This window comes from Flexivirga sp. G2, from assembly GCF_055397625.1.
Genome location: NZ_AP039675.1, coordinates 199,455 through 223,645 on the forward strand (window position 1 = coordinate 199,455; position 24,191 = coordinate 223,645).

The window sequence follows — 24,191 nt, forward strand, 5'->3', positions numbered from 1 at the left end:
GCTACGAGCCGCCGTCAGCGGGTGAACTTCAACATCTGCCAGGTCGATGCGATGGCGACGACGATGATCAGCGCCGCGAAGCACACGACGAGCGTGACCGTCGGCACCCACGTCAGCAGCACGCCACACGCGATGACCGGCACGGTGATGCCGGCGTATGCCGCGAGGAACATCCCCGCCACCGTCTCGCCGCGCCGCGCCGGATCGGCCATCCGGTTGGCCGCCGCGATGCTCGAGGCGAAGATCAGCCCGATGCCGGCACCGGCGACGACGCCACCGATCGCGTAGAGCGGCAGGGACCCGACCATCGTGCCGACCGCGACCACCACGAGGCCGGCGACGATCAGCGCCATACCTGCCTGCAGCTTGAGCCGCGGTCGCAGCGCGTAGAGGACGACCTGCGACACCGACGAGGCGCCCATCGTGCCGAAGACGACCAGGCCGATGACCAATCGCGAGTGCTGGTGCATCACCTCACCCAGCACGCTCCCGGTCAGCGACGTGAAGAAGCCGAGCACTGCGAACGCACCGGCGGCGGCTAGGCCCGAAGCGATGAATTCCCCTCGTACCTCTGGCGATACGCTCACGCGCTGAGGTCGGTATGCCGGGCGCTGCTCCGGTATGGCGACGGTCTCCGGCACGCTCACGGCGATCACGCCGACGAGCAGCAGCGCGACGAGGAAGACGAGGAACGGAAGCGTCAGCGGGTGCGGCCACCACTCGGTGAGCAGACCACCGACGAGCGGCCCGAGCGCCAGCCCGCCCGTGTTCACAGCACTTGCCACCAGGCTCGCGCGCCGACCGTCCTCATCGGGCGCACCCACGGACCGCAGTTCGCTGAGGTGCGCCGTTGCAGTCGAGGTCAGCGCACCGATGCCGGCGCCGCAGATGAATCGTGCGATGAGCAGACTGGCGACATCCTTGAGGAAGATGAACATCAGGCACGACACGACTTCGGCGAGGACGGCCGCGACGAGGATGCGGCGACGCCCCAGGTGGTCCGAGATGTGCCCGGCGAAGAAGAGACCACCCATCACCCCGAAGCCGTATGCCGCGAAGATCACCGTGATCATCAACGTCGGGAAACCGTCGCGTGCCTGGTAGAGCGCATACAGCGGGGTCGGCACCGTGGTGAACGCCATCGTCGCGGCGAATGCCGCTGCTACCAGCCAGAATGCGCGCCGGTGACCGGCTTGGCCGGCGCGCGCGGAGGCCGAGTCCGGGGTGGTTGTCGTCATACCTCCATGGTCGTCCCGTCCGCTGATCGTGTCCAACGAACAATCGTCAGGTGATTCATCGACGGGAGCGATTAATATCGTGGCCATGGACACCCGGCAGCTCGAGTATTTCGTGACGGTGGCGCAGGAGCGCAGCTTCACGCAGGCCGCCGCGCGACTCAATGCGGTGCAGTCCACCGTCAGTGCCGGGGTCGCCGCACTCGAGAAGGATCTGCGGTATGCCGTGCTGGCCCGCTCGACCCGCCGTGTCGAGCTCACCCCACAGGGCGCCGAGCTGCTGCCGATCGCGGAGCGAATCCTGGGCGAGGAGCGAAGGATCCGGGCGATCGGCGGCGACCAGGGCGCGGCGCTGCGCGGCCGAATCCGCATCGGCACGCTGACCAGCCTGGAGTGGCTGGACGTGCCCGGCCGGTTGGGTGCCTTCCACCGTCGGCATCCGGACGTGAAGCTGTCGCTGGCGCAGCGGCCCCGCGGATCGAGCGACATCGCGCGGGATCTGCGGGCGGGCCGGCTGGACGTCGGTCTGGTCGGTTTCGACGCCACCGAGCTGGAGGACCTCGCACCGATCGTGCTGCAGGACGTCCCGTTCGTGGCGATGCTCCCGCCGACGCACCCGCTCGCGACCGAGTCGGCGGTCTCGATCGCGGCACTTGCACGCGACAGTTTTGTCGACGTACCAACGGGATTCGGCAACCGGATCATGGTCGATCGGTTCCTCGCCGGGCAGGGCGTGCGCCGTTCGGTCCTGGTTGAGGTGCCGGATCTGGCGACCGTGTCCGATTACGTCCGATCCGGGCTCGGGGTGGCCGTGGTCCCGAGACCGTCGGGCGAGGCGCGCGGTGTCGTCATACGGGAGTTGGCTGAACAGTTGCGATGGCAGCTGTGTCTGGTGTCCTCGCCCAAGGCCCGCGACAGCGGCGCAGTGCAGGAGTTGCTCCGCGTGCTCGGGGAACGGCAACCGACCGCCGGTTAGGTTGGAGGCATGGCTGACATGAGCAGGCGCGCCCTGGTGACCGGTGCCAGCGGATACATCGGCTCCCGCCTCGTGCCTGCACTGCTGGCCGACGGATGGCAGGTCACCGTCCTGGTGCGGCACCCGAACGCGATCCGCGAGCGAGCCTGGGCGCGCGACGAGACGGCCGTCCGGATCGTGGCGGGTGACGCAACGGAGCCGGCCGATCTCGCACGCGCGCTCGAGGGCGCCGACGTCGCCTACTACCTGCTGCACTCGATGGACGGCAAGGGCGACTTCCGCGAGCGCGACAAACGGATGGCACATCAATTCGCCCGTGCCGTGGCCGATTCCGGCGTCAGCAGGGTCGTCTACCAGTCGGGCCTGCACCCCCGCGACGAGCAGCTGAGCGAACACCTGGCGTCCCGGGCGGAGGTCGGGGAGATCTTCCTCGCCGGAGAGGTGCCGGCGACCGTTCTGCAGGCGGCAGTGATCATCGGCTCCGGGTCCGCATCCTTCGAGATGCTGCGCCATCTGACGCACCGACTGCCCGCGATGGTCGCGCCGCGCTGGCTGCGCAGTCGCATCGAACCCATCGCGATCCGTGACGTCGTACGGCTGCTTGTCGCCTCGGCCGGATTGCCCGAGGACAGCAATCGCACCTTCGACATCGGCTGTGGCGACGTACTGACCTACCGCGACCTCATCGATCGTTTCGCGCGAGCGGACGGGCTGCGGCGTCGCGTGATCGTCCCCGTGCCGGTGCTCACTCCGTGGCTTGCCAGCCATTGGGTCGGGCTGGTGACGCCGGTGCCGACCGGCGTCGCGAAACCCTTGGTCGGCAGCCTCGTTCACGACGTCGTGTGCGCCGAGCGGGACGTCTGGGATGCGACGGGCGTGGCCGCACCGCTGTCGCTCGACGACGCGATCGAGGCGGCGCTCGGTGGGCCGTCCCGCGACGCGGCGGCGTTGCCCGAGCCGGGCGAGGTCGATCCGGCCTGGTTGACCGGCGCCGACCCGGACTGGGCAGGCTGAGGGTGCGGGCGCACCTGGGCCGACGGGCCGCAAACGCTGCCGCCGCGGTAACTCTCGCGGTCGGAACCCCGATGCTGCGCCGGGCCATCCGCAGCCCGCGCGGAGGTATGGCGTTCCGGCGCAGAACCGTTGAGCTTGCTGCGGTCTGGACCGCGGGAGCCGTCGCCATACGAGCGTTGGGTGAGCGGCCGTCCGGTGAGTTGCGTTCCGTCGTGCTGCAACCGGCCGCAACGGGCGCGGCGACCGTCGGCGTCTTCACGGTCGGGGCGCTGGTCGGTGCGCGACTCCCGATCGTCCGCGATCGGATGGCCGACGTGCTGGATCACGCCCGCAAGGGGCCACTGCCGACGGTCGCGGGGCTCGCGCTGCTCACCGGCGCCGCCGAGGAGGTCTTCTTCCGCGGCGGACTGTATGACGTGACAGGGCATCTCGGCTTGCCGCCGGTCCGCACCACGACGGCGGTGCACATGGCGGTGACCACGGCGACGGGCAACCCGATGCTGGTGCTCGCCTCGGGACTGCTGAGCGCGCTGGCGGGTCTGGAGCGTGAACGCACGGGTTCAGTGGTCGCCCCGGTGGTGCTGCACGTCGTCTGGTCGGCCGGGATGTTGCTGGTCCTGCCGCCGATCGTCAACGGCCGGAACGATATCCGCCCTGAAAGCCGTCCTCGCCCTCGTCCAGGATCTGCTTGGCCGAGCCGACGATCTTCGGATCCGGGAAGCCGATGACCGCGCGGTCCTTGCCCGGATAGGGCAACGAGTCGAGCACGAACCGCATCGCCTCGATGCGTCCGCGCTTCTTGTCGTTGGACTTGATCACCGTCCACGGCGCCCACGCGGTGTCGGTGTGCTCGAACATCGCCTCCTTGGCCTCCGTGTAGGCGTTCCACTTGTCGAGGCTGGCGAGGTCGGTCGGGCTGAGCTTCCACTGTTTGACCGGATCGGTGGCGCGCCGCTCGAAGCGGGCGATCTGCTCCTGGCGACCGACCGAGAACCACAGCTTGATCAGGCGGATGCCGGAGTTGACCCACATCTGCTCGACCTGCGGGCAGGAGCGCATGAATTCGTCGTACTGACTGTTGCTGCAATAGCCCATGACCCGCTCGACGCCCGCGCGGTTGTACCAGGAGCGGTCGAAGAAGACGAGCTCGCCGGCGGCGGGCAGGTGGGCGACATACCGCTGGAAGTACCACTCGGATTGCTCACGCTCCGTGGGCTTCTCGAGCGCGATGACGCTCGCACCACGGGGGTTCAGGTGCTCGGTGAAGCGCTTGATCGCGCCACCCTTGCCGGCGGCATCGCGCCCTTCGAAGGCGATGACGACCTTCTGCCCGCTGTCCTTGACCCACGCCTGCATCTTCAGCATCTCGATCTGCAGGCTGCGTTTGATCCGCTCGTATTCCTTGCGGGTCATCCGCGTGTCGTACGGGTAGCCGGCTCGCCACGCGCCGTCGCGGACCTCCGGCAGCTCGACGGGCGGCCGCGGGAACGGCTGCACATCGGAGGGGTGTTCTTCGACGGTGTGCTCGGCCGCGGTCCTGGAGACGTCCACCGGAAGAGTCTGGCAAACCTGCACCCGATGGTCGAGTGGCGGCGAGCGAGTATCGAGACGGACGCGAGACTGACTGCCGACGTTCACCTGCCCGTCACCGCGGCAGCCGATCGAGTGCCGGCGGAGCGAAGCGGTGGAGGTGTATCGAGATCGGTGGCCGAGGAGCGACGAAGGAGCGTCTCGAGGTCCCGCCCCTCGATGCCCGCTTCTATCGGTGTCTAGTGTGAACCCCAGAAGGCGCCATACGGACCAATCCGAAGGAGCAGCGATGCGCGGAGTGATGTTGCACAGCCAGGGCGACGTGCGGGTCGAGGACCGTGAGGATCCGAAGATCACCGCGCCCACGGACGCGATCATCAAGGTCACCGCGGCGTGCGTCTGCGGGACGGACCTGTGGCCCTACCGCGGAATCATCGGCGAGGGCAGGGGTCCGACGCCGATGGGTCACGAGTTCGTCGGCGTCGTCGAGGAGATCGGTGCGGAAGTGCGGACGGTCAAGCCCGGTGACTTCGTCGTCGGACCGTTCATGGCGTCGGACGGCACCTGCGAGATCTGCCAGGCGGGTTACGAATCCCGTTGTGCGAACGTGCGATCCATGGGCTCGATCGGCACCCAGGCGGAGCGCACGCTCGTCCCGTGGGCGGACGGCACGCTGCTCGCCACATCGGGTATGCCGGATGCGGACCTGATCCCGTCGCTGCTCACGGCGTCCGACGTGCTGGGCACCGGCTGGTTCGCGGCCGATGCCGCCGCAGTCGCTCCCGGCAAGACCGTCGTGGTCGTCGGCGACGGCGCGGTCGGTCTGCTCGGTGTGTTGTCGGCGCGCGAGTTCGGAGCGGAGCGGATCATCGTGATGAGCCGCCACGAGCCGCGCCAGCAGCTGGCGAAGGAGTTCGGCGCGACGGACATCGTCGAGGAGCGCGGCGCCGAGGGCGTCGAACGGATCAAGGAGATGACGAACGGGTATGGCGCCCACTCGGTGATCGAGGCGGTCGGCACGCAGGAATCGATGGAGCAGGCGATCCGCTCCACGCGTCCGGGCGGGCACGTCGGCTTCGTCGGAGTCGGCCACGGTGTGATGCTGGACGGCCGTGAGCTGTTCACCTCGACGGTGCATCTGCACGGCGGCCCGGCGCCGGTACGCCACTACCTGCCCGACCTGATCGAGCGGATCATGAGCCGAAAGATCAATCCTGGCAAGGTGTTCGACCTGACGCTGCCGTTGGAACAGGCCGCGGAGGGATACCGCGCGATGGACGAGCGACGCGCGATCAAGTCGCTGCTGACGATCTGAGCCACGCTGACCGGTACGGCGAAACCGCGGGGCGAGCACGTGCCGAGATCACCAACACGAGGGGAAAAGCGTTGACACACAAGCGGGTTCGCTTGGCGGACGCGGCGACGATGCCATGGCTGGGTGGTGGCGGGGTCACCCACGAACTCGCCCGCTACCCGGCGGAGGGCGACTTCGACTGGCGATTGAGCGTGGCCGAGGTCCTGCAGGACGGGCCGTTCTCCCGTCTCGACGGGGTTGACCGGGTCATCGTGCTCTGCTCACCCGGTCGGATGGTGCTCAACGTTCCGGAACCTATGGAATTGCAACGATTTTCACCATACGCCTTCGACGGTGGAAGCGACGTCAGCTGCACCGTCCCGGAGGGTCCGACGCTCGACTTCAACGTCATGACCAGGCGCGGTGCGTATGCCGCCGACGTGGCGACCGTCGCCGGCGCGACCGCTGAGGTGGACGTGCCCAGTGACGGGCTGGCCTTCGTGCTCTGCATGGACGGCGCGGTGACGTGTGGGGTCGGGCTTCGTGCGTACGACTTGGTGCGACTGGACGGATCGACACGTCTTGACGCCACCAACGGCACGGCCGCCGTCGTCGCTCTGAGGTCGACGACCGGCCCCTGAGGAGAGCGAGAGCGTGCCCCTGAGGAGCCCGTGAGGGACGAGCGAGAGCGTGCCCTGAGGAGCCGGTGAGGTACGAGCCGGCGTCTCGAAGGGGTACGAACCGGCACGAGCGATCATCCCGCCCGGGCGCCCGCGCCCCTCTAGGGTGAACCGATGACGGAGACCGAGGCCGGCCCGCCTGCCGGAGCGTATGGCGGACGCATCAAACTCAGCGGCCTGGTGACGATGCTGGCGTGGGACGTCGGGCTGCCGCTGGTGGCGTACTACCTCGCGCGCGCCGCGGGGCAGAGCGCGTTTTGGTCGCTGATGGCGGCGACGATCGTGGCCGGGTTACGGGTGGTCTGGAGCGCGTGGCAGCACAAGAAGGTCGACGCGTTCGCGGCATTCATGATGATGATCTTCGCGCTCGGCATGGTGTTGTCGGCGATCACCGGTGACGCTCGTTGGTTGCTGGTGAAGGGGTGCTTGGTCACCGCGATCGCGGGCGTCGTCTTCCTGGCCAGCGCGGCGCTCAAGCGACCGCTCACGTTGACGGTGGCGAAGCGGTTGGCCGCACGCGACCGGGAATCGCTCGCCGAGCTCGAGCAGGGTTGGCGCGAATCCGCCGATTTCCGAACTGGATTCATCCAGTTGGCGCTGCTTTGGGGCGTCGGTCTGGTGCTCGAGTCGGTCGTGCGGCTGGTCGTCATCTACACGACGTCGCTCGACTTCTCGGTCGCCGCGTCGGCCGTCATACAGATCGTGGCGTATGCCGTGCTGGTCGCGATCACCATCGCCCGCGTGAAGGCGATGCGCGCACTCGCCGGCGAGCCCAAGCTGGTCGAATAGCTGACCCAAGCTGGTCGAGTAGCGGCGAGACACGAGCGAGAGCGTGCCCTGAGGAGCCGGTGAGCTGGTGCCCTGAGGAGCCCGTGAGGAACGAGCGAGAGGGTGCCCTGAGGAGCCCGTGAGCTGGTGCCCTGAGGAGCCCGCGAGGGACGAGCGAGAGCGTGCCCTGAGGAGTTCGTGAGGCACGAGCGAACGTCTCGAAGGGTCTCGAAGGGGCAGGAGCGAACGTCTCGAAGGGTCTCGAGGTCCCGTCCCTGGCGTGGTCGCGTCAGGCTGCGACGGTGTGGTGGCTGCCCATGAGTCCTGGTGTCAGGTTCCAGTGCACGCTGTCTGCGCGAACGCATGCCGTGTAGCCCTGCCGGTGGACGATCTGGTGGTGTCGGCCGCAGAGGAGTGCGGAGTTGATGAGGGATGTTGGTCCGCCTGCCCACCAGGGGTTGATGTGGTGGACTTCGCAGAAGCCGGGTGGTCGGTCGCAGCCGGGGAAGGAACAGCCTTGGTCGCGGAGGATGGTTGCGGCTCGGATTGCTTTGGTGGCTAGGCGTTCTCGCCTGCCGACGTCGAGGGGTTGGCTGGGTCCGCCGAGGACGGCGGGGATGAGGTCTGCGGTGCAGGCGAGGCGGCGGGCGGCTCCGGCGTCGATGACGTTACCGTCGGTGGTGGTGGCGCCGTGCCCGTCCAGCAGTTCCTGTAAGCCCATGGTGAGCAGGACGGTGGCTGCGCCGGCTTGGACGCCGTCGCCGGCAGCGACGCGTGCGCCGGCGCCGATGAGGTCCATGAGGGCGTCGACGCGGCGTTTGCCGGGGGAGCGTTCATCCCGGACCGGGTCACCGGGACCGGCCGATGCCGAGCCGCCAGGACCGTCAACTGGTTTGGCGGGTCGTGGTGCGGACTTGGCGGTGATGGCTTCTTTGAGGATGGCCGCGTTCACCGGTGCCAGTTCCGCCACCAACCGTGTCATCCCGGTGGGTGTGGTGCCCCAGGTGAGGGATTCAGCTTGTTCGAGTTTCTCGTCATCGTGGGTGAGTCGGTCGGGGTTGAAGCGGTCGATGATCCGCCGGGTCAACTGCGTCAACCCTGCCGCGCCGAGCGCCGGGTCGACTTGCAGGAACCAGCCCAGGACCTCGTCCCGGTCAGCGGTGGGTATGACGGGTGCCACCTTGTCCGCCTGGGTCAACGCTGTCTTGGCGGAGTCGACCGAACACGTCCCCTCCCGCAACGCGGCCGTGATCACCGCGTTTTTCCGCTCCCGGCACGCGTCCGCGACAGACGCCACGACCCGCACGGTCCTCGGTTCGACCGGCACATCGCCAGCCACGTGTCCCAACAGCCACTGACTGGTGTTCGCGGCATCGGACTCGGCGACCGCACCGCGGCCGACGGCGTCCGCTGTTGCCACCGTGGCGACCTGGGCAGACCGCCCGTGCAACCGCAGTAGCACCGACACCAGCCGGTCCTCATCGGCGCCACCCAACTGGTGGATCACACCAGGGACCTCGTCCAACGCCTCGACGGCTGCCTCCAAGAGGGCAAGCACTTCCGGGCCACGACCCGGCTCCGCACGCGGAACGTCAGCCACATTCACCGAGACCCCTGCAGGGCGAGAGTAGGGCGTCATCGAAGGGCTCATATCGGCCGAATTCCCTTCCCCTGCTTGCTGTTTCGCGTATGTAGAGGATATCAAGAATGGCATCTGACGTAAAGGTATATCCGAACAAAATTATGAAACGTGAGGGCTGGTCGAACGTTGCAGGACGTCTCTGTGACTGGTTGAGGAGCAGCGAGGGGCCGCCATACGCCGCCGGCCACGACGTCGTCCGTCGTCGCGCCGGTCGACGTCGAGCGCAACCCTTCCCGGCACCGGAGCCGCCTGCCGATCACCTTCATCGAGCACGAGACCGGCCGGTCCACGATGAATCCGGGCATCGCGCGCAACACCGGTCGCCATACGGACAACGGGCGAGTGCCGCACCCTGGCCGCTGCGCCCGACTTCCGGTTTGATCAAGAGGTACGCCCATTCTCAAGGGATCCAGGGGCACGCCATGAGCACCGTCATCGTCAACCAGACGATCACCGCGGACGGCTACGCCGCGGGGATCGATCAGACCGAGGAACATCCGTTCGGCGAGGACGGCGGCGACGGCTGGGGCAACAGGCTGCATGCCTGGATGTTCGATCAGGCGGACGAGAACCGCGCCGAGATCGAGCAGATGGCCGGCGCCCGCGTGCACATCATGGGGCGGAACATGTTCGGTCCCGTGCGCGGCGAGTGGGACCGGGAGTGGAAGGGCTGGTGGGGCGACGACCCGCCGTTCCACGGTCCGGTCTTCGTCCTCACCCATCACGCGCGCGACCCGCAGCCGATGGAGGGCGGCACCACCTTCTACTTCGTCACCGACGGAGTCGAGGCGGCACTCGCCCGGGCACGCAAGGCCGCCGGCGACGGCGACATCGCGATCCAGGGCGGCGCGGAGACGATCAACCAATACCTGGCAGCGGGGCTGGTCGACGAGTTGCGACTGCACATCGTCCCGTACACGCTCGGACGCGGAGCTCGCCTGTTCGACGGGGTGCCACCGCTGAATCTGGAGCAGGTCCATGCCCGTATGGCGAGCGCGGTCATCCACGTGACCTATCGGGTGGTGCGCTGACCCGGGATCGGGATCGACCGCTCGATGCGACACGCTAACGATGTATCGGACAGGCCCTAGATTTGCCCATACAGTCCTCGCGTGGACCCGATACGCAATCCCTACGCGCCCGGTGCCGGGCAACGACCGCCCGAGCTGGCTGGCCGCGACGACGAGCTGCGCACCTTCGACGTGGTGCTCGAGCGCATCGCCCGCGGGCGCCCCGAGCGGTCCGTCGTACTCACCGGACTGCGTGGGGTCGGCAAGACCGTCCTGCTGAATGCGTTGCGGTCAGCGGCTGTTCGTGCCAAGTGGGGCACCGGCAAGCTGGAGGCCCGTCCGGAGCAGCGGCTGCGGCGGCCGCTCTCCTCTGCACTGCACCAGGCGGTCCGGGAGCTGGGCCACTCCCAGCAGGACGATGTCGACCAGGTGCTCGGTGTCATCAAGTCCTTCGCCCAGCGCGACACGCCACCGAACGCGAAGCTCCGCGATCGCTGGAATCCGGGCATCGATGCCCCGGCGGTCCAGGGCCGCGCAGATTCGGGCGACATCGAGATCGATCTCGTCGAATTGCTCTCTGATGCAGGCGGATTGGCCGCCGACCTCGGTCGCGGCATCGCGATCTTCATCGACGAGATGCAGGACCTGCACCCCGAGGACGTGTCGGCACTCTGCGCCGCGTGCCACGAGATCAGCCAGGCGTCGCTCCCGATCATCGTCGTCGGCGCCGGCCTGCCGCACCTGCCGGCGGTGTTGTCCGCGTCGAAGTCGTACAGCGAGAGGCTGTTTCGCTACGCGCGCATCGATCGGCTCCCCCGCGAGGCCGCGGACAAGGCGCTGCAGGCGCCCGCCAAGGACGAGGAAGCAGAGTTCGACGACGCCGCCCTCGAGGCGATGTATGCCGCAACGGGCGGCTACCCCTACTTCATCCAGGCGTACGGCAAGGTCGCATGGGACATGGCCCCCGGCTCGCCGGTCGGTGCTGCGGACGTCGCTGTCGCCGCGCCGGCAGCCGAGGCCGAGCTCGCCGTCGGCTTCTTCGGATCCCGTTACGAGAGAGCGACTCCCGGTGAGCGCGAGTACCTGCGCGCCATGGCGGACGCGGCGACCGACATACCCGACGAGGAGAGGGACGACGTCGAGTCGGTGCCGACGTCCGCCGTCGCGAGTGTCCTCGGCCGCAAGCCGCAGTCGCTCTCGCCGGCGCGCGATGCGCTGCTGAAGAAGGGCCTGATCTACTCCGGCGAGCGCGGCCGTATTGCGTTCACCGTCCCGCACTTCGGCCGGTATCTCCGCAGCGTCAGCTGATATTGCCCCGCAAGCATCCGGCGGGAGCGAAGTGAGACTTCTGCGTACTACCGTTGGCAGGTGAGTGATTCAGCGAACGAGGCCCCGGCGGCACGCGAGATGCCGTCCTTCGCCGAGCTCGGGTTGCCCGAGAAGGTGCAGGCCGTGTTGCGGGAGGTGGGCTACGAGGCTCCGTCGGCGGTGCAGGCCGCGACGATCCCACCGCTGCTCGAGGGCCGTGACGTCGTCGGCGTCGCGCAGACCGGCACCGGCAAGACCGCGGCGTTCGCGCTGCCGATCCTGTCCCGCCTGGACCTGACGCAGAAGGCGCCGCAGGCGCTCGTGCTCGCCCCGACGCGCGAACTCGCACTGCAGGTGTGCGAGGCCTTCGAGAAGTACGCCGGCCATCTCAAGGGGGTCAAGGTCCTGCCCGTCTACGGCGGCCAGGGGTATGGCGTACAGCTCTCCGCGTTGCGCCGCGGAGTCCACGTGGTCGTCGGCACCCCGGGCCGCATCATGGACCACCTCGACAAGGGCACTCTCGACCTGACCCAGCTGCGCTTCCTGGTCCTCGACGAGGCCGACGAGATGCTCAAGATGGGCTTCGCCGAGGACGTCGAGACGATCCTGGCCGACACCCCCAGCGACAAGAACGTCGCGCTGTTCTCGGCCACCATGCCGGCCCAGATCCGCCGGCTGTCGAAGAAATACCTCAACGACCCTGTCGAGATCACCGTCAAGGGCAAGACGTCCACGGCGGCCAACATCACCCAGCGCTACCTCACGGTCAGCTATCCGCAGAAGGTTGACGCGCTGACCCGGATCCTCGAGGTCGAGAACTTCGAGGGCATGATCGTCTTCGTTCGCACCAAGAACGAAACCGAGACCTTGGCCGAGAAGCTGCGGGCCCGGGGATTCTCGGCCACGGCGATCAACGGCGACGTGGCCCAGAACGTCCGGGAGCGGACGGTGAACCAGCTCAAGTCCGGTGCCCTCGACATTCTGGTGGCCACCGACGTGGCGGCACGCGGCCTCGACGTGGAGCGGATCAGCCACGTCGTGAACTACGACATCCCGACCGACACCGAGTCCTACGTGCACCGCATCGGCCGCACCGGCCGGGCCGGGCGCAGCGGCGACGCGATCTCGTTCATCACCCCGCGGGAGCGGTACCTGCTCAAGCACATCGAAAAAGCCACCCGCCAGCCGCTGACCCAGATGGCCTGGCCCAGCGTCGAGGACGTCAACACCACGCGGCTGGCCCGCTTCGACGACCAGATCACCGAGGCGCTGCAGGCGAGGGACCGGATCGACGGCTTCCGCGAGATCGTGGCCCACTACGTCCGCGAGCACGACGTGCCCGAGGTCGACGTGGCCGCCGCACTGGCCGTGGTGGCCCAGGGCGACGAGCCGCTGCTGCTCGACCCGGCCGACGAGAAGCCGCGTCGCACCGAGCGACCGGTCCGCGCCGAGCGGCCCGACCGCGGCGCCGGCACCACCAAACCAAGCCGGGGCTACCGCGCCGAGCGCCGCGAGCGGTCCGACCGCGGCCGGGTGACGTTGGCGAGTTACCGGATCAACGTCGGCAGGCGGCACAAGGTGCAGCCGCGCCAGATCGTCGGCGCGATCGCCAACGAGGGCGGCCTGAGCCGCAGCGACTTCGGCGCCATCACGATCCGGCCCGGCTTCTCGCTCGTCGAGCTGCCGGCCGACCTGGCACCCGAGGTCTGGGACAAGCTGCGCACCACCCGCATCTCGGGCCGGCTCATCGACCTGGCCAAGGACGACGGCACTTCCGAGGACCGGGCGGTTCGTACGCACCGTCAGAAGGGCTGACCGGTCCGGTCGACCGCCCGGCTCGCGTCACCCGGGTCCGCCTACGGTCACAATGGCCCGCGAGTCGGACAGGGTCAATCGTTCTGGTGCGGGGCCAACGCAGCGTCTACTGCGGCCTCGACGTGCAGACGCGTGGTGGGGAAGACGGGCACCGGACTGTCGGCTGCGGAGATCAGCAGCTCGATCTCGGTGCAGCCGAGTATGACGCCCTCGGCGCCGGCCCGGACCAGGCGAGCGATGACTTCGCGATAGACCTGCCGCGACTCCTCTCGGACGACGCCGAGGCAGAGTTCCTCGTAAATGATGCGGTGCACCGCAGCCCGGTCGTCGGGCTCCGGAACGAGCACGCGCAGACCGTGGCTCGCCAGCCGGTCCCGGTAGAAGTCCTGCTCCATGGTGAAAGCCGTTCCCAGCAGGCCGACCGAGGTCAGCCCTGCCCGCGTCACCGCTTGCGCGGTGGTGTCGCCCAGGTGCAGCAGCGGTATGCCGATCGAGGCCTGGACCTGCTCGGCGACCTTGTGCATCGTGTTGGTGCAGATCAGTAACAGCTCGGCGCCGGCCGACTCCAGCCTCGTGGCCGCCTCGGCCAGCAGGTCGCCCGCCTCGTCCCATCGGCCGGCGACCTGCAATGCCTCGATGTCGGCGAAATCCACTGAGGCCAACACGATTCGGGCGGAGTGCAGACCGCCGAGCCACTCCCGTACCAGCTCGTTGGCCAGCTTGTAGTACTGCGCGCTGGACTCCCAGCTCATCCCGCCCAGCATCCCGATCACTCGCTGCGAGCCGGTGGTCACAGCAGTCGTGCCCGTCTTCTTCGGCATGCGATTCATTATGTGCCGCCAGAAATTGAGGCGACTGCACCGGTGCGGCGTTGCTACTGTTCGGGGGCCGTGCACGTGACCGAGGAGGTGGTACCCATGAACACATCGACATGGGTGCTCCTTGCGGGAGTCACGGTCGGGCGATAGGTCGTCCGGGAGCGCCATACAAGAGCCCTCCCGAAAGGCACGACCATGCAGTTCCTCTCTGAAACACGCCCAGCCGACGGCCTCGTCGAGCGCAGATTCGTCCTCGGCGACATACCCGGATTTCTATGGATGCCCGAAAACCTTTCTGCGGCAGCGTCATTGCCGTTGATCCTGATCGGGCACCCCGGCGGCTTGGCGCCGTTGCACCCGCGTCTTGCCGCGCGGGCACGAGCCACCGCAGCACTCGGATTCGCCGCCGCCACCATCGAACTTCCCAGCAACGGCGAACGTGCCCGATCCGCTCCGATCGAGCAGGGGCGCACTGCGCTGCACAACGCGCTCCGGGACGGCGGACGACCGTCCGAAGAGGTGATCGACGCATTCATCCTCCCGTTGGTCGACCGGGCAGTCCCCGAGTGGCGGGCCGCCCTCGACGAATTGCTGGAGTTGCCGGGAATCACCGGCCCCGTGGGGATTTCGGGTGGCGTCGTCGCCGTGGCCACCCGGCTCGCGCTCGTCGATCCGCGCATCACGGCAGCAGGCCTCTTCGCCGGCAGCTTCATCCCCCGAGCCACCCTCGAGGAAGCCCGGCGCGTCACGATCCCGCTGCACGTGTTGCTGCAGTGGGACGACGCCGGCAACGACCGCACGCGGGCGCTCGAGTTGTATGACGCCTTCGGCTCGACGGAGAAGACGCTGCAAGCCAATCTGGGCGGGCACACCGGCGTTCCGTCGTTCGCGGGCGATGATGCGGCCCGGTTCTTCGCGCGGCATCTGGCTGGGACACGGTGACGTCATACCCGATGATCGTCGGTGCCTGTGGGTCGCTCCGGCGTGAAGAGGGACATCAATGCAGCAGACCACGACTCTGCGCCGCCATACCGGCCTGAAAGCGGGTACGCGCTCCGAGTGCGTCCATCAGCTCACTCGTCCTGCGATGCACGGTCCGCAGGCTGACGCCGAGCTGGCGCGCGATCGCCTCGTCCTTCAGTCCGGTGGCGAGCAATGCCAGCAGTTGTGATTCGCCGACCGCTCCACCCGACAGACCGTCGGTCGAGAGCGCCGCCCAACCGTCCGGTCCAGGGTCGATCACCGGCAGCGGATGCGCTGTGCGCCAGAGCATTTCGAAGAGTCCGGCCAGCGCACCGACCAGTGTCGGGTTGTGTACCACCAGCGCGCTCTCGACCGTGTCGACCTCAGTGTCGGTCAGCGGCAGCAACGCCGATGTCGTGTCACAGATGACCATCTTCATCGGGACGTTCGGATGGACCCGTGCCTCTTCGCCGGCCGCCATCGCTTGCTGGGTGAGCGCGAATGCGCCTGGGATCTCGAAGGATTCGGGCGCATAGATCCCACGCAACTTCACACCGCGGGACAGCAGCGGGTTCTCGCCCGGGTTCGGCTCACTGGTGTCCTGTGCGTATGGCGGACGGTCGAGCACCAGGATCTCGTGCTCGACCGAGTGCTGCAGTTGCCGGAACCTGCTGGCGACGGCGTCACGGTCGACGATGATCTCGACCTGCTCCTCGGGCCGGTGCCGCCGGTCGACGGGAAGTTCAGCCAGCAGCGCGCGAGCGGCGGTCCGGGATCGTTCGAACTGCTCCTCGCGCGTCGCGGCCAGCGCGTCGACCGCGATGTCCGGTCGGGTGGCGACATACCGAACGGGCCGGCCGGGTACCTGGTTGACCAGGCCGTGGCCGGCGAGCCGGGTGAGTGCCTTGCGCACGGAGGTCGGTGTGCGGCCGACGAGGATCCGCAGGTCCTCCAGCGAGCTGCTCGGGTGGTGCAGCAGGTGCCGGTAGAGCAGCTCGTCATCCCTGCCGACGCCCAGCACGTCGAGCATTGGCTGCCATGCCGTATGGCGGGATGGTGTCACGGCACAAGTCTGCCAGTGATAACCGATGCGTCGGCGGGTTCGCGACGACTAGACATGAATGAATCCACCCGTTGCACAACCCGATTGGGGTCATGATGAAACGAACGATGACCGCTGTATTGGCAGCATCTGCAATGCTTTTCGCTGGTCAAGCGAGTGCCGGAGCCGAACCGTTGCCGGGCCGCGGCTGGCACTCCCCGCAGTGTGCCGTCGTGGACAGTGACGGCACGCTGACCTACACGACCGACGGGTTGAGGACAGCGCACGCCACCGCCGGCGCGGTGCACGCGACGAAGTACGTCTACGGCATCGTCGCGCTCAGCACGCCGGACCACCTGCTGGCCATCGACAGTCACGGGAATCTCTATCTGACCCGCGACGCGGGCTGCATGTGGGTGCAGATCAACCAGGTCCAGGGTCTCTACTACCCGCGGCTGACGGCGGGCCCGGACGGCTCGGCATACATCTGGGGCATCCACAGCAACCGGGTGTTGCGAGTCACCGGCACGAGCATGACCGAACTGCCCGCAGCTACGCCCGACGACGGCGGCGACCTGGTGGCGCTCGCCGTCGACAAGCACGCGCCGCGTCACGTGCGTGCGGTCAGTGAGACCGGTCAGATCTACGACTCGACGAACGCCGGTGTGCATTTCGTCGCGAGCGGCAAACCCGGTATCGCTGCTAGGGATTCGCTGTATGACGCGTCGATCGACCCGAGCAACCTCAACCACGTCGTGCTCGGGAGCATGGGCGAGGGTGCGTACATGACCCACAACGGTGGACGGACCTGGAGCCACACCGGGATGGGTGCCGCGGGTGACAAGGTCAACGCGTTCTCGATGTCGATCTCGCCCGCCAACGGAAATGTCGTGTACGCGCAGGGTCTCAACCTTGCTGAGAACAATGCGAACGCGCCGTCGGAGGGGCGGCACATCTACCAGTCCAAGGACGGCGGCCGGACGTTCCGCGCGATCGTCGACGCCGACGCGATGGGCGGTGTCTTCCTGCAGAACGGCGCACTCCTCGCGCCCAGCCCCACCGATGCGAACCGGCTCTACTGGGTGTTCAGCATGTCGTATGGCGGCTACGGCACCGACCTGTGGAGCATCGACACCCGCACCGGCGAGCGGACGCTGGCACATGACAATCACCCGAAACTGACTGCTATCACGTTCAATCCGCGCGATCGGGCTGTCATGTATCTCGGCTTCGGGTACGAGCAGGTCTCCTAGCCGTCGGCAGCTCGCTCCTCCGCGGACGAAGGTCAGCTACCACGCGCCGGCGATCTGCCGGGTCGGCAGGTTGAGCCGGTTGAAGAGATTGGTCGTGGCGATCTCGAGCAACAGCGTCGCCATACCCGCCTCGTCGAAATGCTCGACGGCCGCATCCCAGACGCCGTCGGGCACCGCGTCCTCGCGGTCGGAGAACCGGGTGACTGCCTCGGTCAACGCCAGCGCGGATCGTTCGGCGTCGGTGAAGTAGTCGGTGTCGCGCCACGCCGCGACGGTTGCCAGCCGATCCTCGGTCTCACCGGCCCGTCGTGACTGGGCCGCGCCTGCCTGGACGCACGCGCTGCACCCGTTGATCTGACTCGCGCGCAGATGGACGAGCGCCAATGTCGTGGGCGAAACGCCCGCCGTCTCGATTGCCTTGTTCAATTGCTGGATCGCTGTCATTGCCGCCGGGATCACTGCCGCCGGGTTCTTCATGCGTGCTGACATGTCGGTTCCTCGGGTCGATTTCGGATTGGTGGTTCGTTGACGATCCGGGAGTGGTAAGTGTGACGACGGGTTCGGTATGGCGGCGGGGCGTCGTGGTCACACGTTGTCGGCCCGGCTCGTCATACAGGTATGAGTGAGCCCCAGGCATTCGTCACCTTCGAGTCAGCCGTCGAACCGCCCGAACCGATGCGCGGGTTGCAGGTGCCGGAGGAGTTGGTGGATGCCCTCGACCGCGGAAAGCGTCCCCGCGTGACGGTCACCGTGAACGGTCACTCGTGGCGCACGCGCGTCGCGATCATGCGGGGCCGCTTCCTGATCGGCTTCAGCAACGCGAATCGGAAGGCCGCCGGCGCGAGCGTCGGTGACGTCGTCGAAGTCCGACTCGAGCCGGACGACGAACCCGCGGTGGTCGTCGAGCCCGAGGAACTCACCGTCGCGCTGGACTCGGATGGAGCGATTCGAGAGGCCTTCGACCGGTTGTCCTTCAGCAGGCGCCGTGCGCACGTCCACGCGGTGGAATCGGCCAAGCGACCGGACACGCGGCGCCGTCGCGTCGAGGCTGTGATCGCCGACCTGCAGGGTGTGGACGGATAGCTAGTTCGAGGGCCGACCGTCACGTGCACCCACAAGCACGCGTCGGCCCGTGTCAAACACTCGGACCTCGTTGCCCGCCTCGGGCCAACGTGATTCGTCTCGATGTGAGACAGCGGCGAGGTCCCAGAGCGCGTCTGGCGGTTTCTACCGGTGGCGCCATGCGATCTCGGTACTCTGAAGGTCGCGACCGAAGTGGTCCGACTCGGGCGAAACCCGAGACAGATATCGACTCGTGAGATGGGGCACTTCGGTGAGGATCAAGTCAGTTCACTTTGAGGCGTTCAAGTCGCTGTACGACTTCACGGCTGACCTCGCTGACCTGACTGTCATTACCGGTGCCAACGGGTCAGGCAAGAGCAATCTCGTGGATGGTCTGGTCTTCATCGGTAACGCGTATCTGCACGGCCTCGAACTCGCTGTGAGCCACGGCGGGGGGTACGAGAACCTCGCTCACCGACGGACACGGCGAGCGCGACGCCCAATCCGGCTAACGGTTGAGGTGGAGGTCGATGCTAAGGAGGTAACTGAGGGACTTCGCTACGCCGGAATTCGGCGTAGAGAACGCAAGGAAGAAAAGAAGCGTAGGCGGGATCCGAGCGTGATCGTTCGGCACGACTTCGCATTCCGTGCGGTCTCCCAGAAGCTCACCGCCGATTTCGAGGTCACTCAGGAGTCGCTCACTGTGGCAGCGCTGAACGGACGTGTACTCGCCACGATCGTCCGACAAAAGGGCGGTGGTATAGCGGTCGAGCGTCAACGCGGCTCGGAGGATTTCTCCGAATTTCTTGATGATCTCCTTTATATGTACGAGCGGGAATATCTCTTAACCGAGGTGAAGTTGGACCGCAGCGAGATTCTGTTTGGACGCGTCATTTTTATCGACGTCTTTTGGCAGATTTCACGTTTCCTTTCATCTATCCGAGTCTTCCAGTTGTCGCCCCACACGTCGCGACTCCCGGGGGTGGCTTCTCCCCGTGCTCAATTGGAATTGCATGGTGACAATCTTCCTGGGGCGGCCGATTTTCTTCGACGGAACGACGCGAAGGCGTGGGCAAGTGTCGAATCTGCCATGCGCACCATTATCCCCACGCTCGAAGAGATCTCGATCGCATACACCGAGGACAGGCGACTCGCAGTTCAGTTTCGCGAGCGAGGAGTCGGTCGACCGTGGAATGCTGCGGAAGTCTCGGATGGCACAATTCAGGCTTTTGCCCTGCTGGTAGCGATCTTTGATCTGCGAGCCTCGATCCTAGTCATTGAAGAGTTGGAGAACGCGTTGCATCCGTGGATACTCCGGCAGTTACTTGAGCTATGCCAAGACTCGCCGAGGCAGATTCTGTTGACGAGTCATTCTCCGGTTTTGCTTACCGCCGTGCCACCTGAATCGGTGAACTTGATGTGGATGGAGCAAGGACGGAGTCACATCGCCGAGGTTGCCTTGATCGATGCCGAAGTCAGGCAGCAGGTACTCGACGGTGAGATCACAATCTTCGAGCTTCTCGACAGCGGCGCTGTTGCTCAGGCTCTGCCACGCGGACTTGGGTGAGGTCTTTATGAAGACCATGATCGTGACGGAGGGCGTGGGCGAGTACTCCGCATTCAAAGTATTGTTCAGTTCCCTGCCCACGACGTCGGGCGCGCTAGCTCCGAAAATCGTCCGTGTGACATGTCAACCGGACGGACCGATTAAGGGCATCGCCAAGGCGTGCGAGCCACTACTCCGACAAGCTCACGCCCGAAAAACCGATCTGTTCGTCCTCGTCATTGACCGCGAGCAGCAGGAGAGCACTCCTCTAGAGCTGGCCTCTGCACTGAAGGGCGAGCTAGCCAGCCTCTCTCCTGGCTCCTTTCATATCGAAGTTGTCTATAAGGACCGCACGTTCGAGAACTGGCTCATTGCGGATCTGAATGCCCTGCGCAAGCAGCCCGCTCGCTATGCGGTGTCGAACGCGTTGATTAGGCATGTCGAGCCCGACAAAGCCGACAGCGCTAGGGCCATAGATCTACTTAAAAAGGCTGTCAAGGGCAAGCAGTACGACAAGATCGACGACGGCCAGAAGATCGCAGATCGGCTTGACCTAATGGCTGCTGCCCGCAACAGTCGCAGCTTCAGGCACCTGCTCCATGTCCTTGGGCACGTCGAGTATCTCGACCAGTGCAGACTGGCCGCCACCGTGTCGCGGACGTAGTGGGTCGCCAGTACGCCGTCTTACCCTTTTCGTCTCGCGAGGCGGCTATGACTCAGTGACAACCCGTGGTTGTTTTAGAGGTTGACGCAGCAGATGCACGGTCTTGTGAGCTTGCCGACAAGACTCTGCAGCTTCCTCCGTGAACGGTGGAAACGCACCTTGCCACCGACGTTGTCCTGGTTGTAACGAGGCCCTACTTGCTGAAACACGGCCCCAACCCCAACTGCCGGAGGCCCTCCCGGTCACCCGAGCCGAAGTCGGTGCGGCCGGTGGTCTCGGCATACATCAGTTCGTTGCGTGAGGTGACGTGCTCGAGGCCGACGAGGTGGCCGAGCTCGTGCATGACGATGGCGCGCGAGATGTTCCAACCGGTGGGGCGGCGGAGGGCAGCGGACAGTTGCGGGCCGTCGAGGTTCATCGATCCGCTGACCCAGTGCTCCTGGTCGGTGTCGAAGTATGGCGCCCCGTCCGGCCCGGCCAGCCCGGCGACCGTGCCTTCGAGTTGCGGCACCGTGGTCGGGTCGGTCCAGGCGACGAGGACCGGCGACCACCTGTTCCCGTAGCGCGCCCGATCCTTCGGCGCCCGGTCAGTGGACGGCATCTCGGTCGTCGGCCCGTCGATCACGAACTTCAGACCGGTGGCGGCGCCGACCCGCGCGGTCGCTTCCTGCAGCAGCTTGTCGCTGTCAGCGGGAGCGTGTGCGTTGTTGACGACCAGGTGGATCGGCCGGCACGGATCCCATGCGACGGGGCGCGTGCCAGTGGGGCTGTCGACCGTCTGGATGAACGAATACTCCGTGGACGACGACGCCTTCGCGGGCGGACGTCCCAGCGGGGTCGTCCTGGCATCCGACGGCACGGGCGGCCACGAACTCGGTATGCCGCTGCCGGTCCCCTTCGACGTGGTCGCCGGACCGCCGATGACCAGGTCGGTGCCGGGGATGTGTACGCCGTTGGCGAGGCTGTTGCCGGAGCCGCCCATCAGCACCGATCGCGCATAGAAGGCGCCGACGGCCAGCAGCAACACCATGACCACGACCAGGACTCCACGCCCCCGATGTTTCTTGACGGGCGCCGGCCGTGAGCTGCGTCGCGTCTGCTGTGGTTGCGTGCGCGCCGTTGTCGACTGAGCGCTCACCGTCCGCCGCTTGCGCGGCAGGGCGCGACCGGCCTGCAGGTCTGCCAGGCATTGCAGACATCGCAATGTGCGGCGTTCGCCGACGAGACCCGCGCGATCGCCCGCGTCCAGTGGTTCCCCGCAGGCGCAGCGAGCCGGCTTCCGCAGGCGGACCATCCTCACCGGCTCGTCCACTGCACCCCCACTTTCCCTTCAACCCGGAGCAAGAGTCTTGCCGATGCCGCACGGTCGCGCGCTGAAATGACGATACGGGCCGTAGCTCGCCTGTCCGCCGGCGATCCACCCGTTACCCCATTGATGTAACGGTTGCCGGACGGTCGCACCGCAGACGCCGAGGGCACGGCGGACGCCGGCCTGCGACGCTGATCACCATGAGCGACTCGAAGCGGTTCACCATCACCCGGACCATCCAGGCGTCGGCCGGCGACATCTTCGCCATACTGCGCGATCCGCGCGGGCACCTGGCGATCGATGCGTCGGGCATGTTGCAGGACGTCGAGGGCGAACCCGTCAGTGCCGTGGGCGACCGGTTCCTGGTGCACATGGACCGCGCGCCGCTGAACGACATACCGCAAATGGGTCGGTATGACGTGACGGTGGTGATCACCGAGTACGAGCATGACCGGCACATCGCGTGGACGATCGACGGGACGATCCAGCCGCCGCTGCGGCACATCTACGGCTACACGCTCGAACCCGACGGGGACGCCACCCGCGTGACGACCTACTACGACTGGTCGCAGGTGGACCCTGAGCGGATCGAGTCGTCGGTCTTCCCGGTGATCCCCGAGGTGGGGTTACGTGCCACGCTCGGCGTTCTCGACCGCACCGTTCGGCTGGGTCTGCTGCCGAAGCGCTGATCGGCCGACGGTTGTTTAGTCGACGGACTCGGCGAGCTTGCCCAGGGAGTCCTCGAGCTGGGACTGAGAGATCAACGGGAACGTGACCTTGCTCAGGATGTCCTTGTCCGTGACCTTCGACCAGTCGTAGGTCAGGCTCACGTCAGTGGAATCCGCACCCTGGGGCGTCAACTCCCAGACCCATTCCCATCCCGGCGGTTCGGTGCCGGCCGGCGCGGTCTTCCAGGAGACCAGTTTGTCCGGGACGAATCCGGTCACCTGGTTGTCCGTCTGGTAGTCGCCACCCATGTGGGGACCGGACATGTTCATCCGGAAGGTCTGCCCGACGGCGGTGATCCGGTCGGCGTGATCGTCGCTGCGCACGAACCCGGATCCGTCGAGGCGCACGTGGTTGGCCGGGAGCGTCAGCTCCTCGAAGACCGCTTTGGCGGGGGCCGGAATGCTGCGGGTGACGGTGATCGACTTCTCGTTGTCAGCCATACGAACGACCCTACGCTTCAGCCCGCGGCATGCGCAGGGTGCAACTCGGTCACCCCGGTGTCACCGGGCGCGGATGCCCCGGCTGCGGGCCGACGGCGCAGCCGGGCGGCGCCGACCTGCAGGGCCAGGCCGAACGCGAGCCAGCAGCCGAGCACGACGAGCGAGCGACTCGACCCGTTGCCGTCGAAGAACGCCACCGACCGCAACGCCGTGTTGGCGGCCCCCGCCGGCAGCAACTGACCCAGCGCACCCCAGCCGACCGGCAGCATCTCGGGCGCGGATGCGGCCGCCGAGAGCGCGTTGCCGACGAGCATTGTCAGCACCGCACCGACGGCCAATCCTCTTGTCCCCAAGAGACTTTCCAAGCCGAGCACGGTCATCGAGATTGCTCCGAGCGTCAGCGCGAGCACCGCGGCATTCGCGATGAACTGCCCTTCCAGCGAGCCGATCCAGCCCTGCAGTACCCCGGCCATCGCCAGGCCGCCGACGATCGAGAAGCCGGCGGCCACCAGCGTGCGGTCCCCGCGCCGGCGGATCAGCACCGTGCTCAGCGATGCACAGGCGAGGCCGGCCAGCACCGACGGCAACACCGCCGACGTGATCCCGGTGCCGTGCGGGTCATCGGCGGGCGCCGGCACCACGTCCGTCATGTGCAACGGCCGGTGCGCGGCCGCCGCGGCCTGAGCGCCGACCTGATCGAGCAGCTGGGCGACGCTGCTGGACCGGGCGCTCGCGGTCAGCACCTCCACGCCGTCGGCCGAGGCCACCAGTGCGCCATACGCCTTGTGCTCGGTGATGGACCGCACCGCCTCCGCGCGCGTCGGCGCCAGCTGTATGGCGTACGCACTGGGCTGCTGTATGACGAGCCGCTCGGTCAACGGCCCGGTCTCCGCGTGCGGCCCGGCGATCACGATCGGCAGGTCGCGCGGTGCGCTGTTCGCGGCCGGCCAGGCGAAGAGCGCGAGCATCGCGCAGATCAGCGCAGTGAGGCCGACGACGAGGGTGAGGATGCGCTTGGTCTCCGGGCGGGCGACATATGCGGTGGGACCCGACATGGACAACTCCTTAAAACGAATATTCGTTCTTTTTATAA

24 protein-coding genes are annotated in these 24,191 nt (G+C 67.0%); 15 read left to right on the forward strand and 9 right to left on the reverse strand.

The features are described 5' to 3' along the window. Positions 1-14 precede the first annotated feature (14 nt). Positions 15-1,238, reverse strand: a complete 1,224-nt coding sequence (locus ACZ50J_RS00985; protein ID WP_464299421.1) for an MFS transporter — start codon at positions 1,236-1,238, stop codon at positions 15-17. 85 nt (positions 1,239-1,323) lie between these two features. Between ACZ50J_RS00985 and ACZ50J_RS00990 the strand changes: the two genes are divergently transcribed. From ACZ50J_RS00990 to ACZ50J_RS01000, 3 genes are all read left to right on the forward strand, one after another. Beyond that, on the forward strand, positions 1,324-2,211 hold the full coding sequence (locus ACZ50J_RS00990; protein WP_464299422.1) for a LysR family transcriptional regulator: 888 nt from the start codon (positions 1,324-1,326) through the stop codon (positions 2,209-2,211). 9 nt (positions 2,212-2,220) lie between these two features. Next, on the forward strand, positions 2,221-3,225 hold the full coding sequence (locus tag ACZ50J_RS00995; RefSeq protein WP_464299423.1) for an NAD(P)H-binding protein: 1,005 nt from the start codon (positions 2,221-2,223) through the stop codon (positions 3,223-3,225). Positions 3,226-3,296: 71 nt separating this feature from the next. Then, entirely contained in the window at positions 3,297-3,953 is a 657-nt protein-coding gene (locus tag ACZ50J_RS01000) for a CPBP family glutamic-type intramembrane protease (protein ID WP_464299424.1), read from the forward strand. On the opposite strand, the gene ppk2 is transcribed toward ACZ50J_RS01000, so the two are convergent. Further along, positions 3,856-4,722 (reverse strand): polyphosphate kinase 2, encoded by an 867-nt coding sequence (gene ppk2 / locus ACZ50J_RS01005; RefSeq protein WP_464301388.1) that lies wholly within the window; start codon positions 4,720-4,722, stop codon positions 3,856-3,858. The two genes, ACZ50J_RS01000 and ppk2, sit on opposite strands and share 98 nt — an antisense overlap. Positions 4,723-5,044: 322 nt before the next feature. Between ppk2 and ACZ50J_RS01010 the strand changes: the two genes are divergently transcribed. The 3 genes from ACZ50J_RS01010 (at position 5,045) to ACZ50J_RS01020 (ending at position 7,518) form a co-directional block, all read left to right on the forward strand. Further along, complete coding sequence (locus ACZ50J_RS01010) at positions 5,045-6,070, forward strand: zinc-binding dehydrogenase (protein WP_464299425.1); 1,026 nt, start codon at positions 5,045-5,047, stop codon at positions 6,068-6,070. A gap of 110 nt (positions 6,071-6,180) precedes the next feature. Then, positions 6,181-6,690: a HutD/Ves family protein gene (locus ACZ50J_RS01015; protein ID WP_464299426.1), complete on the forward strand. Its 510-nt coding sequence runs from the start codon at positions 6,181-6,183 to the stop codon at positions 6,688-6,690. A 153-nt stretch (positions 6,691-6,843) separates the two neighbouring features. After that, positions 6,844-7,518, forward strand: a complete 675-nt coding sequence (locus tag ACZ50J_RS01020; protein WP_464299427.1) for a VC0807 family protein — start codon at positions 6,844-6,846, stop codon at positions 7,516-7,518. A gap of 268 nt (positions 7,519-7,786) precedes the next feature. Here the strand turns inward: ACZ50J_RS01020 and ACZ50J_RS01025 are convergent, their stop codons facing one another. Then, positions 7,787-9,136, reverse strand: a complete 1,350-nt coding sequence (locus tag ACZ50J_RS01025) for an HNH endonuclease signature motif containing protein (protein ID WP_464299428.1) — start codon at positions 9,134-9,136, stop codon at positions 7,787-7,789. Between the two features lie 425 nt (positions 9,137-9,561). On the opposite strand from ACZ50J_RS01025, the gene ACZ50J_RS01030 reads away from it, so the two are divergent. The 3 genes from ACZ50J_RS01030 (at position 9,562) to ACZ50J_RS01040 (ending at position 13,272) form a co-directional block, all read left to right on the forward strand. Further along, positions 9,562-10,170: a dihydrofolate reductase family protein gene (locus ACZ50J_RS01030; protein ID WP_464299429.1), complete on the forward strand. Its 609-nt coding sequence runs from the start codon at positions 9,562-9,564 to the stop codon at positions 10,168-10,170. A gap of 81 nt (positions 10,171-10,251) precedes the next feature. Continuing rightward, positions 10,252-11,457 (forward strand): AAA family ATPase, encoded by a 1,206-nt coding sequence (locus ACZ50J_RS01035; RefSeq protein WP_464299430.1) that lies wholly within the window; start codon positions 10,252-10,254, stop codon positions 11,455-11,457. 99 nt (positions 11,458-11,556) lie between these two features. Continuing rightward, the gene (locus ACZ50J_RS01040) at positions 11,557-13,272 is read left to right on the forward strand and encodes a DEAD/DEAH box helicase (RefSeq protein WP_464301389.1); all 1,716 of its coding nucleotides are present in this window, start codon (positions 11,557-11,559) and stop codon (positions 13,270-13,272) included. A gap of 74 nt (positions 13,273-13,346) precedes the next feature. Here ACZ50J_RS01040 and ACZ50J_RS01045 read toward each other — a convergent pair whose 3' ends face one another. Beyond that, complete coding sequence (locus tag ACZ50J_RS01045) at positions 13,347-14,093, reverse strand: aspartate/glutamate racemase family protein (RefSeq protein ID WP_464299431.1); 747 nt, start codon at positions 14,091-14,093, stop codon at positions 13,347-13,349. A gap of 192 nt (positions 14,094-14,285) precedes the next feature. On the opposite strand from ACZ50J_RS01045, the gene ACZ50J_RS01050 reads away from it, so the two are divergent. Further along, positions 14,286-15,032, forward strand: coding sequence for an alpha/beta hydrolase (locus ACZ50J_RS01050; RefSeq protein ID WP_464299432.1), 747 nt, complete (start codon positions 14,286-14,288; stop codon positions 15,030-15,032). Between the two features lie 55 nt (positions 15,033-15,087). On the opposite strand, the gene ACZ50J_RS01055 is transcribed toward ACZ50J_RS01050, so the two are convergent. Further along, the gene (locus ACZ50J_RS01055) at positions 15,088-16,116 is read right to left on the reverse strand and encodes a helix-turn-helix transcriptional regulator (RefSeq protein WP_464299433.1); all 1,029 of its coding nucleotides are present in this window, start codon (positions 16,114-16,116) and stop codon (positions 15,088-15,090) included. Positions 16,117-16,328: 212 nt separating this feature from the next. Between ACZ50J_RS01055 and ACZ50J_RS01060 the strand changes: the two genes are divergently transcribed. Further along, positions 16,329-17,348 carry a WD40/YVTN/BNR-like repeat-containing protein gene (locus ACZ50J_RS01060; protein WP_464299434.1) on the forward strand — a complete coding sequence of 340 codons (1,020 nt, stop codon included), beginning with the start codon at positions 16,329-16,331 and terminating at the stop codon, positions 17,346-17,348. 36 nt (positions 17,349-17,384) lie between these two features. Here the strand turns inward: ACZ50J_RS01060 and ACZ50J_RS01065 are convergent, their stop codons facing one another. Then, positions 17,385-17,837 (reverse strand): carboxymuconolactone decarboxylase family protein, encoded by a 453-nt coding sequence (locus ACZ50J_RS01065; protein ID WP_464299435.1) that lies wholly within the window; start codon positions 17,835-17,837, stop codon positions 17,385-17,387. 129 nt (positions 17,838-17,966) lie between these two features. On the opposite strand from ACZ50J_RS01065, the gene ACZ50J_RS01070 reads away from it, so the two are divergent. The 3 genes from ACZ50J_RS01070 (at position 17,967) to ACZ50J_RS01080 (ending at position 20,620) form a co-directional block, all read left to right on the forward strand. Continuing rightward, positions 17,967-18,431, forward strand: coding sequence for a YdeI/OmpD-associated family protein (locus ACZ50J_RS01070; RefSeq protein ID WP_464299436.1), 465 nt, complete (start codon positions 17,967-17,969; stop codon positions 18,429-18,431). Positions 18,432-18,681: 250 nt separating this feature from the next. After that, complete coding sequence (locus tag ACZ50J_RS01075) at positions 18,682-19,977, forward strand: AAA family ATPase (RefSeq protein ID WP_464299437.1); 1,296 nt, start codon at positions 18,682-18,684, stop codon at positions 19,975-19,977. Between the two features lie 7 nt (positions 19,978-19,984). After that, complete coding sequence (locus ACZ50J_RS01080) at positions 19,985-20,620, forward strand: DUF4276 family protein (protein ID WP_464299438.1); 636 nt, start codon at positions 19,985-19,987, stop codon at positions 20,618-20,620. 193 nt (positions 20,621-20,813) lie between these two features. On the opposite strand, the gene ACZ50J_RS01085 is transcribed toward ACZ50J_RS01080, so the two are convergent. Beyond that, a complete protein-coding gene (locus tag ACZ50J_RS01085; RefSeq protein ID WP_464299439.1) occupies positions 20,814-21,914 on the reverse strand; it encodes a matrixin family metalloprotease in 1,101 nt (366 codons plus the stop codon). 215 nt (positions 21,915-22,129) lie between these two features. Here ACZ50J_RS01085 and ACZ50J_RS01090 point away from each other — a divergent pair, with 215 nt between their 5' ends. Beyond that, entirely contained in the window at positions 22,130-22,618 is a 489-nt protein-coding gene (locus ACZ50J_RS01090) for an SRPBCC family protein (RefSeq protein ID WP_464299440.1), read from the forward strand. Positions 22,619-22,633: 15 nt separating this feature from the next. Here ACZ50J_RS01090 and ACZ50J_RS01095 read toward each other — a convergent pair whose 3' ends face one another. Continuing rightward, positions 22,634-23,098 (reverse strand): SRPBCC family protein, encoded by a 465-nt coding sequence (locus ACZ50J_RS01095; RefSeq protein ID WP_464299441.1) that lies wholly within the window; start codon positions 23,096-23,098, stop codon positions 22,634-22,636. A 17-nt stretch (positions 23,099-23,115) separates the two neighbouring features. Continuing rightward, a complete protein-coding gene (locus ACZ50J_RS01100; protein WP_464299442.1) occupies positions 23,116-24,153 on the reverse strand; it encodes a hypothetical protein in 1,038 nt (345 codons plus the stop codon). Positions 24,154-24,191: the final 38 nt, after the last annotated feature.

What these genes read in the sequence shown, in the direction of transcription:
- ACZ50J_RS01095 (WP_464299441.1), bottom strand. Translation starts at nt 23,098, where the DNA reads ATGGCTGACAACGAGAAGTCGATCACCGTCACCCGCAGCATTCCGGCC.
- ACZ50J_RS01020 (WP_464299427.1), top strand. Translation starts at nt 6,844, where the DNA reads ATGACGGAGACCGAGGCCGGCCCGCCTGCCGGAGCGTATGGCGGACGC.
- ACZ50J_RS01100 (WP_464299442.1), bottom strand. Translation starts at nt 24,153, where the DNA reads ATGTCGGGTCCCACCGCATATGTCGCCCGCCCGGAGACCAAGCGCATC.
- ACZ50J_RS01045 (WP_464299431.1), bottom strand. Translation starts at nt 14,093, where the DNA reads ATGCCGAAGAAGACGGGCACGACTGCTGTGACCACCGGCTCGCAGCGA.
- ACZ50J_RS01070 (WP_464299436.1), top strand. Translation starts at nt 17,967, where the DNA reads ATGAGTGAGCCCCAGGCATTCGTCACCTTCGAGTCAGCCGTCGAACCG.
- ACZ50J_RS01000 (WP_464299424.1), top strand. Translation starts at nt 3,297, where the DNA reads ATGCTGCGCCGGGCCATCCGCAGCCCGCGCGGAGGTATGGCGTTCCGG.
- ACZ50J_RS00990 (WP_464299422.1), top strand. Translation starts at nt 1,324, where the DNA reads ATGGACACCCGGCAGCTCGAGTATTTCGTGACGGTGGCGCAGGAGCGC.
- ACZ50J_RS01085 (WP_464299439.1), bottom strand. Translation starts at nt 21,914, where the DNA reads ATGGTCCGCCTGCGGAAGCCGGCTCGCTGCGCCTGCGGGGAACCACTG.
- ACZ50J_RS00985 (WP_464299421.1), bottom strand. Translation starts at nt 1,238, where the DNA reads ATGACGACAACCACCCCGGACTCGGCCTCCGCGCGCGCCGGCCAAGCC.
- ACZ50J_RS01050 (WP_464299432.1), top strand. Translation starts at nt 14,286, where the DNA reads ATGCAGTTCCTCTCTGAAACACGCCCAGCCGACGGCCTCGTCGAGCGC.
- ACZ50J_RS00995 (WP_464299423.1), top strand. Translation starts at nt 2,221, where the DNA reads ATGGCTGACATGAGCAGGCGCGCCCTGGTGACCGGTGCCAGCGGATAC.
- ACZ50J_RS01025 (WP_464299428.1), bottom strand. Translation starts at nt 9,136, where the DNA reads ATGACGCCCTACTCTCGCCCTGCAGGGGTCTCGGTGAATGTGGCTGAC.
- ACZ50J_RS01015 (WP_464299426.1), top strand. Translation starts at nt 6,181, where the DNA reads ATGCCATGGCTGGGTGGTGGCGGGGTCACCCACGAACTCGCCCGCTAC.
- ACZ50J_RS01010 (WP_464299425.1), top strand. Translation starts at nt 5,045, where the DNA reads ATGCGCGGAGTGATGTTGCACAGCCAGGGCGACGTGCGGGTCGAGGAC.
- ACZ50J_RS01065 (WP_464299435.1), bottom strand. Translation starts at nt 17,837, where the DNA reads ATGTCAGCACGCATGAAGAACCCGGCGGCAGTGATCCCGGCGGCAATG.
- ACZ50J_RS01080 (WP_464299438.1), top strand. Translation starts at nt 19,985, where the DNA reads ATGAAGACCATGATCGTGACGGAGGGCGTGGGCGAGTACTCCGCATTC.
- ACZ50J_RS01030 (WP_464299429.1), top strand. Translation starts at nt 9,562, where the DNA reads ATGAGCACCGTCATCGTCAACCAGACGATCACCGCGGACGGCTACGCC.
- ACZ50J_RS01040 (WP_464301389.1), top strand. Translation starts at nt 11,557, where the DNA reads ATGCCGTCCTTCGCCGAGCTCGGGTTGCCCGAGAAGGTGCAGGCCGTG.
- ACZ50J_RS01090 (WP_464299440.1), top strand. Translation starts at nt 22,130, where the DNA reads ATGAGCGACTCGAAGCGGTTCACCATCACCCGGACCATCCAGGCGTCG.